Origin of the sequence: Pseudomonas putida (assembly GCF_030159595.1) — a bacterium.
GTDB classification, from domain to species: Bacteria; Pseudomonadota; Gammaproteobacteria; order Pseudomonadales; family Pseudomonadaceae; genus Aquipseudomonas; species Aquipseudomonas putida_AC.
Genome location: NZ_BSKJ01000003.1, coordinates 201052 through 214994, shown reverse-complemented (window position 1 = coordinate 214994; position 13943 = coordinate 201052). Strand labels below are relative to the sequence as shown.

At 65.3% G+C, this 13943-nt stretch carries 11 protein-coding genes; 9 read left to right on the top strand and 2 right to left on the bottom strand.

The window, feature by feature from the left end:
• Positions 1-160: 160 nt before the first annotated feature.
• The 5 genes from QQL85_RS08310 (at position 161) to QQL85_RS08290 (ending at position 7330) form a co-directional block, all read left to right on the top strand.
• A complete protein-coding gene (locus tag QQL85_RS08310) occupies positions 161-1936 on the top strand; it encodes an ABC transporter ATP-binding protein (RefSeq protein WP_284355984.1) in 1776 nt (591 codons plus the stop codon).
• Positions 1929-3770: an ABC transporter ATP-binding protein gene (locus tag QQL85_RS08305; protein WP_284355983.1), complete on the top strand. Its 1842-nt coding sequence runs from the start codon at positions 1929-1931 to the stop codon at positions 3768-3770. Before QQL85_RS08310 ends, QQL85_RS08305 begins: the two co-directional genes overlap by 8 nt.
• A gap of 274 nt (positions 3771-4044) precedes the next feature.
• Positions 4045-5193 (top strand): LLM class flavin-dependent oxidoreductase, encoded by a 1149-nt coding sequence (locus tag QQL85_RS08300; RefSeq protein ID WP_284355982.1) that lies wholly within the window; start codon positions 4045-4047, stop codon positions 5191-5193.
• Positions 5194-5210: 17 nt separating this feature from the next.
• Positions 5211-6275 (top strand): ABC transporter substrate-binding protein, encoded by a 1065-nt coding sequence (locus tag QQL85_RS08295; RefSeq protein WP_284355981.1) that lies wholly within the window; start codon positions 5211-5213, stop codon positions 6273-6275.
• Positions 6272-7330 carry an ABC transporter substrate-binding protein gene (locus QQL85_RS08290; protein ID WP_284355980.1) on the top strand — a complete coding sequence of 353 codons (1059 nt, stop codon included), beginning with the start codon at positions 6272-6274 and terminating at the stop codon, positions 7328-7330. The genes QQL85_RS08295 and QQL85_RS08290 overlap by 4 nt, the downstream gene beginning before the upstream one ends.
• Positions 7331-7384: 54 nt before the next feature.
• Here the strand turns inward: QQL85_RS08290 and QQL85_RS08285 are convergent, their stop codons facing one another.
• Positions 7385-8584: a sugar transporter gene (locus tag QQL85_RS08285; protein ID WP_284355979.1), complete on the bottom strand. Its 1200-nt coding sequence runs from the start codon at positions 8582-8584 to the stop codon at positions 7385-7387.
• A 205-nt stretch (positions 8585-8789) separates the two neighbouring features.
• Here QQL85_RS08285 and QQL85_RS08280 point away from each other — a divergent pair, with 205 nt between their 5' ends.
• On the top strand, positions 8790-10106 hold the full coding sequence (locus tag QQL85_RS08280) for a hypothetical protein (protein ID WP_284355978.1): 1317 nt from the start codon (positions 8790-8792) through the stop codon (positions 10104-10106).
• A 59-nt stretch (positions 10107-10165) separates the two neighbouring features.
• On the opposite strand, the gene calA is transcribed toward QQL85_RS08280, so the two are convergent.
• Entirely contained in the window at positions 10166-11218 is a 1053-nt protein-coding gene (calA, locus tag QQL85_RS08275) for a vanillin reductase (RefSeq protein ID WP_016714652.1), read from the bottom strand.
• Positions 11219-11400: 182 nt separating this feature from the next.
• Here calA and QQL85_RS08270 point away from each other — a divergent pair, with 182 nt between their 5' ends.
• The 3 genes from QQL85_RS08270 (at position 11401) to QQL85_RS08260 (ending at position 13897) form a co-directional block, all read left to right on the top strand.
• The gene (locus QQL85_RS08270) at positions 11401-12306 is read left to right on the top strand and encodes an AraC family transcriptional regulator (protein ID WP_284355977.1); all 906 of its coding nucleotides are present in this window, start codon (positions 11401-11403) and stop codon (positions 12304-12306) included.
• Between the two features lie 113 nt (positions 12307-12419).
• Positions 12420-12926, top strand: a complete 507-nt coding sequence (locus QQL85_RS08265; protein WP_019098436.1) for a sigma-70 family RNA polymerase sigma factor — start codon at positions 12420-12422, stop codon at positions 12924-12926.
• Positions 12923-13897 (top strand): FecR domain-containing protein, encoded by a 975-nt coding sequence (locus QQL85_RS08260; RefSeq protein ID WP_284355976.1) that lies wholly within the window; start codon positions 12923-12925, stop codon positions 13895-13897. The genes QQL85_RS08265 and QQL85_RS08260 overlap by 4 nt, the downstream gene beginning before the upstream one ends.
• The last annotated feature ends 46 nt before the right edge of the window (positions 13898-13943 follow it).

Sequence of the window (13943 nt, the reverse complement as noted above, 5' to 3'; positions counted from 1 at the left end):
GCCGGCAAGCCAGCTCCCACAGGACCGCACCAGGCCCAGGGCCAGCGCTGTACCTAAGGAAATGCTCTCAGGATGGCACCAGGCTCAAGGGCACCGCTATCACTGCGGGAGCTGGCTTGCCGGCGATGGGCTGTGAAGCAGCCCCCTTTGAGTGATCTACATGAACCACCCGCTTCTTCGGGCATTGGCCATCTACCGCGAAATGCCTTGGCGTTTCGCGCTGGTCACGGCCTTGTACATCGCCGGCAACCTCGGCCTGGCCTGGCAGCAGTGGCTGATCGGCCATGCGGTCGATGACGTCAGCACCGGCCGCGCCGTGCAGCGCCTGGCCGACGGTAGTCTGGACGCCAGCGTGGGCTGGCACTGGCTGTGGTTGCTGCTGGCCATCGCCCTGGGCCGAGGCTTGCTGCAATATGCCGCCGCCGTGCTGTCGCTGGTACTCAGCCAGGCCCTGCTCACGCGCCTGCGTGAGCGTATTCTCAACCAGGTGCAGCGCCTGCACCTGGGCTACCACTGGCAACACGGCATGGGCGAACTGGTCACCCGCACCACTCGCGATGCCGACAAGGTGCGCGACGCGCTGATCACCTTCTGGCGGCAGATCATCGAAACCCCGCTGGTGGTGATTGCCGCCGTTGGCCTGCTTGGCTGGTACGACCCGCTGCTGGGCCTGGTGCCCTTGATGCTGACCGGTGCCGGGTTGTGGCTGTTCGTGGTACAGACCGACCGCTTGGTCACACTGGACCGCGCCGTGGGCGCCGCCTACGACCAGGTCAGCCAGGACCTGGCCGAAGGCATCGGCGGCGTGCGGGTGATCAAGGCGTTTGGCCTGGAACAACAACGCATCGCCCGTTTCGCCAGCCAGGTCGACGTATTTAGCGGCCACGCCCGCGCCGCCCTCGCCTACGCCAGTTCGCGTATTCCGCTGCCACAGGCCGTAGTGGCGCTGGGGCATGTGTGGATCCTCGTCTACGGCGCCCACCGTGTGGCCGCCGGCACGCTGGGCATCGGCGAGCTGGTGACCTCGCTGCTGGTAGCGACCACGCTGGTGTTCCGCATCGAGGGCATTGGCCGGGTGATGCAGACCTTCGCCGATGCCCGGGCCAGTGCCGAGCGCATCTGGCAGCTGCTGGACGAACGCCCGGCCATCCTTGGCGGCCACGCCAACCTGCCTGCCGGGCCGTTGGGCTTGAAGCTGAACCAGGTGCAGGTGGGCGCCGTTGAAGCTGGCCGACCTGTCCTGCAAGGCTGCTCACTGACCCTGCTGCCAGGTGAAGTGGTGGCGCTGGTAGGCGCCACCGGCACCGGCAAAAGCCTGCTGGCCAGCCTGCTGCCGCGCCTGACCGATGTTCAGCACGGCAACGTGCAGGTTGGCAGCGATGCCGGCGGTTGGTACGACGTGCGTGACCTCGAACTGGCCAACCTGCGCCGCCGCGTGCAAGTGCTGCCGCAGGAAAGCTTTCTGTTCTCCGACAGCCTGGCCACCAATTTGCGCCTGGCGGCGCCGCAGGCCAGCGACACCCAGTTGCGTGAAGCTTTGCGCCTGGCCGCTGCCGAGGACGTGCTGGAGCGCCTGCCCCACGGTCTCGACACGCCGTTGGGTGATCGCGGCGTGACCTTGTCTGGCGGCCAGCGCCAGCGCTTGTGCCTGGCCCGGGCACTGCTTGGCACGCCCGACATCCTCTGCCTGGACGACGCCACCAGCGCCCTGGATGCCCTGAGCGAACGCCAGGTGTTGCACAACATCCGCCGCCTGCACAACACAGGCAGCCAGGGCCCGACCTTGCTGCTGATTACCAGCCGCCTGTCCACCTTGCTGCTGGCCGACCGCGTGCTGATGCTGGAAAACGGCCGCATCAGCGCCAGCGGCAGCCATGCCGAGCTGAGCGCACACAATGCCCATTATCGCGACCTGCTGGGGATCGACCATGACTGATGCACAGCACCCCCCTGCCAGCGATATCGACATCGAGCAACGCCTGGCTCGACAGGCGCTGGACCGGGGCATGTTCCACCGCCTGCTGCCACTATTGCGGCCCATTCGCCGGCAAATCCTGGCGGTGATCGGCATCGAGCTGCTGCTGGTATTCACCGTTTTCCTACGCCCGTGGTTCGTGCGCGAGCTGCTGGACAAGGGCCTGGTGCCCAGCGCCGACCACTGGCTGCTCGACGAACGCCTGGTGCTGTGGCTGGGCCTGGGGCTGGTGGCCAGCTGGCTGGGGCGCTTTCTACTGGCGGGTGTGTCGCAGTTCATTGCCGGGCGCGCGGCCATCGGCGTGCTCAACGACCTGCGGGTGAAGGTATTCGCCCATGTGCAGGCGCTGTCGGTGAGCTACTTCGACCAGACGCGTGCCGGGCGCATCATTTCCCGTGCCGACCGTGACGTAGACGCGCTGGAGCCCTTGCTGGTACAGGGCCCGCCCGAGCTGCTCGGCGCCCTGCTGCGCTGCGGCCTGGCGGCGGTGATGCTATGGCGAATCGAACCCAGCTTCTTCTACAGCCTGGCAGCCACGGTACCGCTGCTGGTCGTAGCCACCTGGCGCTTCAAGCGGGTGTCGCAGCGCAACTGGGCCAAGGTGGCCGAGCAACGCAGCCGCTTCACCGCGCACCTGGTGGAGAGTGTCAGTGGCGTGCGGCTGATTCAGCAATGCGGCCAGGAGCAGACCAACCAGGCACGCTATCGCCGCCTGCTGGAAGACTTCAACCAGGCACTGATACGCGGCAGCCTGCGCGCTGGCTGGTTCGCGCCGTTCACCGCGTTGCTGAGCACCGCCGGCATGGCCGTGCTGTTGCTGGTCGGCGCCCATGGCCTGGCGGAGGGCAAGGTCACGGTCGGCCAGGTGGCCGAGAGCCTGTTCTATGTGTTCCTGTTCCTTGGCCCGCTGCAGGAGCTGTCGGACCTGTTCGAGCGCTATGCCACCGGCAGCGCATCCGCCCAGCGTATCTTCCTGTTGCTCGATACACGACCACAGGTGCTCGACCCGCCCGCGCCACACGTCCTGAACAGGGCGCGCGGCCAGGTGGACTTCGACGCGGTCGGCTTTGCCTATACGCCGAACGGCTCGCGCCCGGTGATCGACGGGCTCGACCTGCATATCCGCGCCGGTGAAGTGCTGGCCATCGTCGGCCCCTCGGGGCATGGAAAGAGCACCCTGGTGCAACTGCTGACGCGCTTCTACGAAGTGCAGCGCGGCGCCGTGAAGCTGGACGGCATCGACCTGCGTGCGCTGGCCCAGCACGACCTGCGGCGCAACGTGGGTGTGGTGCTGCAGGACAATGTATTGTTCAGCGGCAGCATCCTCGACAACCTGCGCCTGGCCGCACCGGCTGCCGACGATACGCAGTTGATAGTCGCCGCCCGCGAGTTGGGCGCCGACGAAGTGCTGGAGCGCCTGCCGCAGCGCTACCACACCGAAGTCGGCCCGCTGGGCGCGCACCTGAGCCATGGCCAGCGCCAACTGGTGTGCCTGGTACGGGCGTACCTCGCCGACCCGGCGGTGCTGGTGCTGGACGAAGCCACCTCGGCGGTGGACGTGCACACCGAACGGCGCATACAGCGTGCGCTGCGCCGGCTGTGCCAGGGGCGCACGGCGATCATCATTGCGCATCGGTTGGCGACTATACGCGATGCTGACCGGATTGCCGTGGTACGGCACGGGAAGGTGGTGGAGCAAGGGCCGCATACCGAGTTGATCGGGCGAAGTGGTGCTTATGCGGCGCTGTACGACGCGTATCTGCGCAGTGCCGGGGAGGCTGTGACCGAGGCATGATCTGAGGGCCTTATCGCCGGCAAGCCAGCTCCCACAGGACCCCACAGGCCTCAGGTTCAGTGGAGATCCTGTGGGAGCTGGCTTGCCGGCGATAGGGCCAGTGCAGGCTAACCCTGCTGCTGTTTCAACATCCACTGCTGCCCGATTGCTGCCACAGCAGCACCCCTCCCCCAGCCGACCCCGCAAACCCCCACCCCACCGGCCCTGCGCCGTCCATGGCACAGCCGTTGCACCACCCTCCCCACTTGCACACCCTCCCCCTTCAGGAGCCCCCATGACCACCGAGTTCTTCTGGCGCCTGCCCTTGGGCACCGACGGCCCGCAGCTGTCCACCGACCGCCACAACCGCGGAAACCCTGTGTTCCGCCCCGGCAACATCGCCCCCGGCCGGCGGCCCGATGGCCAAGCCGATGGTTTCACCTACATCGACTACATCGCCCAAGTGGCCAAAGCGGCCGAGCTGGCTGGCTTCGAAGGCGCGCTGCTGCCCACCGGCCCGGAGCCGTGGATCGCGGCTGCAGCACTGGCCCGTGAAACCCGGCGCATCCGCTTCCTGATCGCCTTCCAGGCCACCTGGACCCTGCCCGCCTATGCCGCCCAACAGGCAGCGATCCTGCAGAACCTGAGCGGAGGTCGGCTGGACTGGAACATCATCACCGGCGGCAACCCGGCCAATCAACGGGCCAATGGCGACTTCCTGGAACATGACCTGCGCTACAAGCGCACCGGCGAATTCCTCGACGTGATCCAAGGCCTGTGGACACAGGACACCTATTCCTACGAAGGCGATATCTACCGCCTGGAAAACGGCAGCCTGCCGCCGGGCCTGCAACACGAGCGCAAACCGGGCGTGTACTTCTCCGGTTTTTCCGATGCCGCGTTGGAGGTAGCTGCGCGCCATGCCGATGTGTACCTGAACTGGGCCGAGCCGATCGACACGCTCAAGCCGCACATCGAGCGCGTGCGCGAGCTGGCCGACAAGCAGGGCCGCACCGTGCGCTTCGGCCTGCGCGTAGACCTGTTCGCCCGCGAGACCGAGGAACAAGCCTGGCGCGAACTGCGCCAGCAATTCGCGCGCCTGGAAGGCAAGGCCAGCGCCTCGGCCAAAAGCTTCGTGACCGGCTCGGACTCCGTCGGCGGCGCACGTCAGGCGGCCTATCACCAGGGCTTGCAGGGCTTTGACGAACTGGTCCTGGCACGCAACCTGTGGGCCGGTTTCGCCAAGGCCAAGCCCGGCCCCACCGTGGGCCTGGTGGGCAGCCACCAGCACATCGCCGAACGCCTGGCCGAATACCGCGATGCCGGTTTCAGCACCTTCATCCTCGCCGCCAACCCGCACCTGGAAGAGGCCCTGCGCATCGGCCAGGAAGTGCTGCCGCTGGTGCAGCAAACCACCTCAGCCCCTTTGCAGGCCAGCGCCTGAACCGACCGGAGCACACCATGAGCCAACCCCTCGATACCCTGTGGTACACCCGCTGTCCGGTGCCCACCGGCCTGGGCATCGCCGTGCAGCAAGGCTGGCTGCAGGACGACCTGGCCAGCCTCGGCACCCAGGTGCAGTCCTTGCGTGAAGCCGACCAGCAGGCCGTGCGCGAATCGCACTTCGACCACAGCCTGCTCAATTCGGTACGCCACGGCGGCAGCATCCCGGCCATCTGGGCCCGTGCCCAAGGCCGTGACACCCGCGTGATCGGCCTGTCGTGGGCCGACGAAGCGCAGTTGATCCTGGCCCGGCCAGACAGCGGCATCCACACTGTAAAAGACCTCAAAGGCCGCCGCTTTGGCCTGCCTGACTGGGCCTCGGCACAGATCGACTTCACCCGTGCCCAGGCCCTGCGCGGGCTGGAAAACGCCCTGAAGCTCGAAGGCCTGCAAGTGGGCGACGTGGCGCTGGTGAACTACCGCTACGACGGCACGTTCAGCGACCGCCCGGTGCGCAACGTGGCCGGTACGCCGGTGTCCAGCACCCAGAGCGAAGGCCGCAACCTGGAACTGGCCGGCCTGCTGCGCGGCGAGGTGGACGCGATCTTCCTCAAGGGCGCCAGTGCCGTGCAACTGGCCCACGCCTTTGCCCTGCGCACGGTGATCGACACCGGCAGCCACCCCGACCCGCTGATCCGCAGCAACAACGGCACGCCGCGCACGCTGGCGGTAGACAGCCACCTGCTTGAGCAGCATCCGCAGGTGGTGCGCACCCTGCTCGGCTCGGTACTGCGCGCCGAACATTGGGCCCACCAGCACCCGGATGAAACCCGCCGCTACCTGGCGCGGGAAACCAACAGCAGCGAGTACTGGGTGCAAGTGGCCTACGGCGCTGACGCCCACCTGCGCCTGAGCACTCGCCTGGACGAGCAGGCCATCGATGCCTTGCAGGACTTTGTCGAGTTCCTCAAGCGCTGGCGCTTCATCCCGGCCCGCTTCGAGGTGCGCGACTGGATCGCCCGCCAACCTCTGGACCAACTGCTGGCCCCCATTCCCATGGACAGGAAACCCGCGACCCCATGACCAAGCCCCTGGAAACCCTCTGGTACACCCACAGCCCCGTGCCCACCGGCCTCGGCATCGCCGTGCAGTCGGGGCGACTGGCCGAGGCCTTTACGCCGTTCGGCACCAATATCCAGTCGTTGCGTGAGTCCAGCGAACGCGAGGTGCGCGAAGCCCACTACGACCACCACCTGCAGAACTCGGTACGCCATGGTGGCAACATCCCGGCGATCTGGGCCTACGCCAGCGGCGTCGAGACCCGCGTGCTGGGGCTGTCGTGGAGCGATGAAGTGCAGTTGATCCTCACCACCGAAGAAAGCGGCGTGCGCAGCATTCGCGACCTCAAGAACCGCCGCTTCGGCCTGCCCAAATGGGCCAATGTGCAGATCGACTTCACCCGCGCCCAGGCCCTGCGCGGGCTGGAGAATGCCCTGAAGCTGGAAGGCCTGGCGGTAGCCGATGTGGAGCTGGTCGACTACCCCTACGGCGGCACCTACAGCGACGATGCCAAGCAGCACCTGTATGGTGCTGAAGTGAGCCTGGATACCAGCCGCTTCAGCCGCCGCAACAACGAGCTGATCGGCCTGTTGCGTGGCGATATCGACGCCATTTTCCTCAAGGGCGCACATGCCGTGCACCTGGCCCACGAGTTCGGCCTGCGCGTGGTGGTCGACACCGGCAGCCACCCCGACCCGCTGATCCGCAGCAACAACGGCACCCCGCGCACGCTGACCGTGGACCGGCACTTGCTGGAAAACCATTTCGATGCCAGCTGTACCTTGGTCGATACGGTGCTGCGCACCGAACAGTGGGCCTGGGCTAACCCGGAAGAAACCCGGCGCTTTCTGGCACGTGAGCTGAACACCAGCGAGTACTGGGTGGCGGCGGCCTATGGCGACGATGCGCACCGGCGTTTGCGCACGACGCTGGACAGCCGTTCGATCGAGGCGCTGCAGGACTTTACCGAGTTCTTGTTCAGGTGGGGGTTCATACCGCGCCGTTTCGATGTGCGGGCGTGGATTGATTTTCGGGTGCTGGAGCGTGTGATCGGGTCGACTTCCCGGTTGGCGGTTTGAATGCAGGGGCGCGTCATGCGCCCCTTCGCGACACACATCCGCGCCAGACTCGGGTCAGTGTGCCAGCGCCTCGCGGAACCGCCGGGTGCTGGCAACGGCCAGTACCAGCCCGATTACCGCCACACTGCCGCCCACAAGGCCGATATCCGCCACGTCCCTCTGGCTGCTGACGATACTGCCCAGCAGCGCACCACCACCAATACCGATGTTATAGATGCCCGAGAACAGCGCCATGGCCACATCGGTGGCATCCGACGCCAGCTTCAACGTCTTCGACTGCAACGACAGGCTGAAGCTGAGAATCGCCACACCCCAGAACATGCTCAGTACCGCGAACGCATAGAAGTTGCCTGACAGTGGCAGCAACAGCAGCAGGCACGCCGCCAACAGGCCGATCGACCCCACCAGGAAGCCATGGGGGAAGCGGTCGCTGTAGCGGCTGAACAGCAACGAGCCGAATACCCCAGCGCCACCGAACAGCAACAGCAGCAACGTAGTGCGCTCACCACCGATCTGCGCCACATGCAGGGCGAACGGCTCGATGTAACTGTATGCGGTGAACTGAGCGGTAATCACCAGCGTCACCAGCACATAGGTAATGACCAGTGCCGGGCGTTTGAACAGAATCGGCAAGCTGCGCAACGAACCCGAGTTCTGGCTGGGCAGCAGCGGCAGCGATTTCATCAGGCACAGCATGGTAGCCAACGCCACCCCGGCAATGCTCAGGAAGGTGATGCGCCAACCCAGCGCCTCGCCCACCACACGGCCCAGCGGAATGCCCAGCACCATCGCCAGGGTGGTGCCGGTGGCCAGCAGGCCCAACGCCTTGGCCTGCTGGCCCGGTGGTGCCACGCGCACCGCCAGCGAGGCGGTGATGGCCCAGAACACTGCATGCGCCAAGGCAATACCGATACGGCTGACCAGCAACATGGCAAAGCTCTGCGACAGCCACGACAACAAGTGGCTGACAATGAATACCAGGAACACGAACAGTAACAAGCGCCGCCGTTCGACGTTACGGGTCAGCAGCATCATCGGCAGCGAGGCCAATGCCACCACCCACGCATAGATGGTCAGCATCAGGCCGACCTGGGCGGTGCTCATGTCGAAGCTGCGGCCAATGTCACTCAGCAGCGCCACCGGGACGAACTCGGTGGTGTTGAAGATGAAGGCTGCCAGGGCCAGGGCGATGACGCTCAGCCAGCTGCCGCTGCCCGCCGTGGGTGGCTGATGGGTGGGTATGGGTCCGTTCATGGGTGCAAACCGCTTCTCCGCAGACAAGGCAACAGGTCGCACGCCAGCCACCCGCTTGCAGGGGCGCCGACGCACGCTTTGTTATTGATAGGAATGCCCGGCATGGTACGCGTCAAGCCGGAGCCTCACAACCGCGTGGCAGGCAGAAGGAGTACCATGCGCGTTTTGTGTGAAACGCGTGTGCAACAAGGAGCCCGATCCGCTCATGGACAAGCAGCCCCCCCAGCAACAGTGGCAGCAGGCGGTGACCGCCTATGCCCAGGCCGTCAACGACTACGTCGCGCAGGGCCGCTCGCAAGGCTGGGACAACCTTGAAGAGCCGCAGGTGCCAGCCACCAGACACCTGCTCGACGCCTGGCTGCTCGCTTTGCAAGCAGCCAATCGCCCTGACGTCGACGAACTGCAACGCCAGGCCTTCCGCGAGGCCTGGCCACCTGCGCATCACCCCTTGATACCGCTGCTTGACGACCACGGCCAAGGTGTAAGCAACGTCCTGCTACTGGACGATGGCAGCCTGCTGGCCCGCATCGGCATGCCTTATGAAAAGGGCCAAGTGGTGCGTATCGACCGACATGGGGTGACCCCGGTCATCGGCGTCGAGCACTTCGGCCGCTGCCCGGCCCGGCGCTACTTCGCCTTGGCCAACGCCGAAGGCGTGCGGGTGACCGACGGCTGGGGCGGCCCGCATGTGCAGCGTCTGGCCTGGCCCACCGGGCTGGAGGGTTTGCCGTCAGGGTACCCGTTCGAACCGTTCGACCTGCCGCCCACGCCGACCACGCTGATTCCCTTCCCCGATGGCCAGCGCGTGCTGCTGGTGAGCGCCGAAGGGATCTTCGTGCTGAGCACTCAAGGTGCGACTCGCCTGCTGCCGCAGCAAACGCGGGTGCTCGATGAGCTGGCCGAAGGCACCGAACCGGACGACATCAGCCTGGGGCTGAGCATGGAACATGGCGCGGTGTCGGCAGATGGCCGGCTGATCGTGGTGGGCGAACAAGGCACCCGCCACCAGGTGCTGGACGCCCAGCTCAGGCCGGTTGCCGAAATCGGCCCAGGCAGCGAGTACCCGCACTTTGCGTTGTTCAACCGCGCGGGGGACCAGTTGATCGTCAATGCCTGCCATTTCTATAGCGGTGCCACGCTGGCAGTACGGGTGGCGGACTTGCCTGGGCTGGATACCGATTACTACAGCCAGGATCCGCGTACCCCGCTGGTGCAGGATGGCGCCAGGGTATATGCGGGGGTGGCGCGCGATGGCGAGTACATTGTGGGGGATGCCTATGGCTACCTGCGGGCGTTCGGCGAGGATGGCTCCGAGCATTGGCAGCATTACCTGGGATCGACCATCAGTGCGTTGGATATCAGCGCCGATGGACGCACGCTGGTGGCGGCGAGCCATGCGGGGATTGTTTCGGTGATTGCGCTGGAGAACGGACGGCCTGAATGGCAGATCGGCACCGGGGCGCATGGCGAGGTGCGGCGGTGGTTGTTCTGGAAGGGGTTGGACAAGGCGATGGTCTGGTAACAGATTCAGCCTCTTTGTTGCCTGTACCCGCGAAGAGGCCGGTACAGGCAATCGCACAATCAGCCTTGAAGCGTGGCCATGTCGATCACGAACCGGTACTTCACATCACCGGCAATCATCCGCTCATACGCTTGGTTGATATTGCGGATATCCAGCATCTCGATATCGCAACGGATGTTGTGCTCGGCACAGAAGTCCAGCACTTCCTGAGTCTCGGCAATGCCCCCGATCAGCGACCCCGCCAGCACCCGGCGCTTCATCACCAGGTTGGCCGCGTGCACCGCCGGGTCAATCGGTTCGATCAGGCCGACCAGAATGTGCACACCGTCGAACTTCAGCGTTTCAAGGTACGGGTTGAGGTCGTGCTGCACCGGAATGGTGTCCAGCAGGAAATCGAACCGGCCGGCAGCGGCGCGCATCTGCTCGGCATCGGTGGACACGATCACATGGTCGGCACCTTGACGGCGGGCTTCCTCGGCCTTGGCCTGAGAGCGGGTGAACAGGGTCACCTCGGCCCCCAGGGCCTTGGCCAGCTTGATGCCCATGTGGCCCAGGCCACCCATGCCAAGAATGCCGATTTTGTGGCCCGGGCCGACGCCGTGGTGCTTGAGCGGCGAATAGGTGGTGATGCCGGCGCACAGGATAGGCGCCGCGCTGGGCAAGTCCATGCCGGCCGGAATGCGCACCACGAAGTGCTCGCTGACCACGATGCTGCTGGAGTAACCGCCCATGGTGTTGCTGCCGTCGACCCGGTCCGGGGTGGCGTAGGTCATGGTCGGGCCTTCCAGGCAATATTGCTCCAGGTCCTTGGCGCAGGCTTCACAGTGGCGGCACGAGTCGACCATGCAGCCGACACCCACCAGGTCGCCGACCTTGTGCGCAGTCACCTGGCCGCCCACCGCCGTGACGCGGCCGATGATTTCGTGGCCGGGCATCAGCGGGTACACGGCAATGCCCCATTCGTTGCGCGCCTGGTGGATGTCGGAGTGGCACACGCCGCAGTAGAGGATTTCGATGGCGACATCGTCTGGGCGTGGGCTGCGGCGCTCGAAGGTGACAGGGGCCAGGGGGCTGGTGGGGGTTTGGGCGGCGTAACCGATGGCGGTATACATGCAGGGCCTCGCAGTAAAGTGAAACGATTCAGGCGGCGCATTTTGCGCGCCGTTTGCTGCCTCGCACACGGCTGATTCTCCGGCATGCATGCCTGATTCTCCGGAGATGCCAGCCAGCATCTGGCGCCAAACCTTCAATCTGCGATGATTAGGCTGTCCAATTCTCTGCCCCCTGGTTCATCATGCACCTGACCCGCCACGTCGACGCCAACGCGCCGCTCTGCGCGCTGATCCGCAGCCTCGCCACGCGCCCTGGCTTCGTACCCACGCACCTGCCCCAGGTGCAAGTGCTGAGCTGGGACCACTATGTGGCCAGCAGCCCTCAGATCTACGAGCCAAGCCTGATGATCCTGGCCCAGGGCAGCAAGCTGGCGCGCCTGGGGCCGCGTACCCTGGAATATGGCGCTGGGCATTACCTTGTGCAGGCGTTGTCGGTACCGTTCATGTGTGAAACCTTCGCTACGCGTGAAGCGCCCTTGCTGGGCGTGGCGGTAGACATCGACCGTGGCGTGCTGGGTGAACTGGTGCAGAGCATGGACCTGGCACCGGACGCTGCAGTACAGGCACAAACCCCGCAATCCATGACTTCGGCAGCGCTGGATGCGCCGATGCGCGACAGTGTGGAGCGGCTGCTGCACTGCCTGCAGGACCCGATGGATGCCAAAGTGCTGGGCCCGGCGCGAATACGCGAGGTGCTGTACACCGCCTTGCGCGGCCCACAGGCCGGGGTGTTGCGGGCACTGGTGGAGCAACAGGGGCACTTCGCCCGCATCGGCGCCGCCCTCGCCCACTTGCGCGAGCACTACACCGAACCGCTGAGCGTGGAAGCACTGGCCGCACGCGCCAACATGAGCGTCTCGACCTTTCATGAGCACTTCAAGCGCTGCACCGACATGGCGCCGATGCAGTACCTCAAGCGCTTGCGACTGCTAAAGGCGCAGCAGATGCTCGTTGGCGAAGGCTTGGGGGTGGCGCAGGCTGCTCACCGGGTGGGCTACCAGAGCACATCGCAGTTCAGCCGCGAGTACAAGCGCCAGTTCGAGCGTAGCCCGGGGGATGAACTGCCGTATCAGAGCTTGCCGGTGTAGCAGAACATTCCCAGATAGCGGCACTCTCGGTTCTGTGCGCTGCCCCATTGCGAGACGACGAACGACCCGGCTACCATTGAGAACGATTCACACTCACATGCGGATGCCAGGCGTTGGACAGCTCATCGACCCGTAAACTGGGCTTTTTCTTCAGCGACCACCATCGCTGGTTGCTCCAGCACATCCAGAAACGCCTGCGTAACCACGCCGATGCCGAGGACACTGCCGCCGAAACGTTCTGCCAGATGCTCGGCGCGCGTGTCGACCCAGACAGCATTCAGCAACCTCGCGCCTACCTCACCATCATCGCCCGCCGGCTGATCTTCGACCGCCATCGCCGTCGCCAGCTCGAACACGCCTACCTGGAGCACTTGGCGCGGCTGCCGGAGGCTGTAGCCCCATCGGTCGAGGAGCAACTGCTGCTGGTCGAGGCCCTGGTGGCCATCGACCAGGCACTGGACGGCCTGCCGGCAGTCGTCAAAGCCACCTTCCTGTATAGCCAGCTCGACGGCATGCACTACGCCGACATCGCCGCAAAACTGCAGATCAGCGAACGCTCTGTCAGCCGCTACATGAAACAGGCGCTGCGCCAATGTTACCTGTGCGAGGTGCAGGCATGAGCCGGCCAGCCCTCGACCCCGTCAGCGAGCAAGCCATCGACTGGATGGTCGAGCTCAGGGCCGCCACGCCTGACGAAGCGCAACTGCAAAGGTTCAGTCTGTGGCTGCAGCAGGCCTCCGCTCACCAACAAGCCTGGAGCCGCCTGGAGCAACGCCTTGGCCATCCACTGGCCGCGCTGCACGCACTGGATCAACGGGCCCCTGGCCAAGCCGCAGAGGCGCGTCGTTTGTTGATGCAGCCCACTCGCACACGGCGTGACGTACTCGGCGCCATGGCAAGCATCGGGCTGTTCGGTACGGCATTGTGGGGAGGATGGCGCAGCGACACTACCCAAGGGTGGCTGGCCGACTTGCATACAGCCAGTGGTGAGCGACGTAGTTTTACCTTGGCCGACGGCAGCCGCCTGAGCCTGAACAGCGCCAGTGCGGTCGACGTGCAGTTCGATGCCAGGCAACGGCTTCTGCTGCTGCGCCACGGCGAGTTGTTGATCCAGGTTGCGCGCGATCCGCTGCGCCCCCTGCGGGTGCGAACCGCGCAAGGGCAAGTGCAGGCGTTAGGGACGCGTTTTCTGGTCAGCCAGGAAGAGGACGCCACCCGAGTCGTGGTGCTGCAACACAGCGTCCGCGCCAGCTTGGCCGATGGGCAATGGACCGATCTGCAACAAGGGCAGGCGGCGCTGCTACGCAATAATTCCATCGAGCGGCTGGCGGGCGAACAACAGCAACGGGCGGCCTGGCTGGAGGGCCGCCTGGAGGTCCTCGACCAGCCTCTTCATGTGGTTGTCGACGCGCTGCGTCCCTACCAGCGCGGCTACATCCGGCTCTCCCCCGCGGCACGCGATCTGCGGGTACAAGGCGTATTCCCTCTGGATCAGCCACTGCAAGCGTTGAAGGCATTGGCCGAGGCCCTGCCAATCAGCGTGGAGCATTACGGCCCGTGGTTGATGTTGATCGACCTGAAAAGCGCTTGATAAAAATATTTCTAAAAATCATTCGCAATCGTGGCAAGTTTTTTTT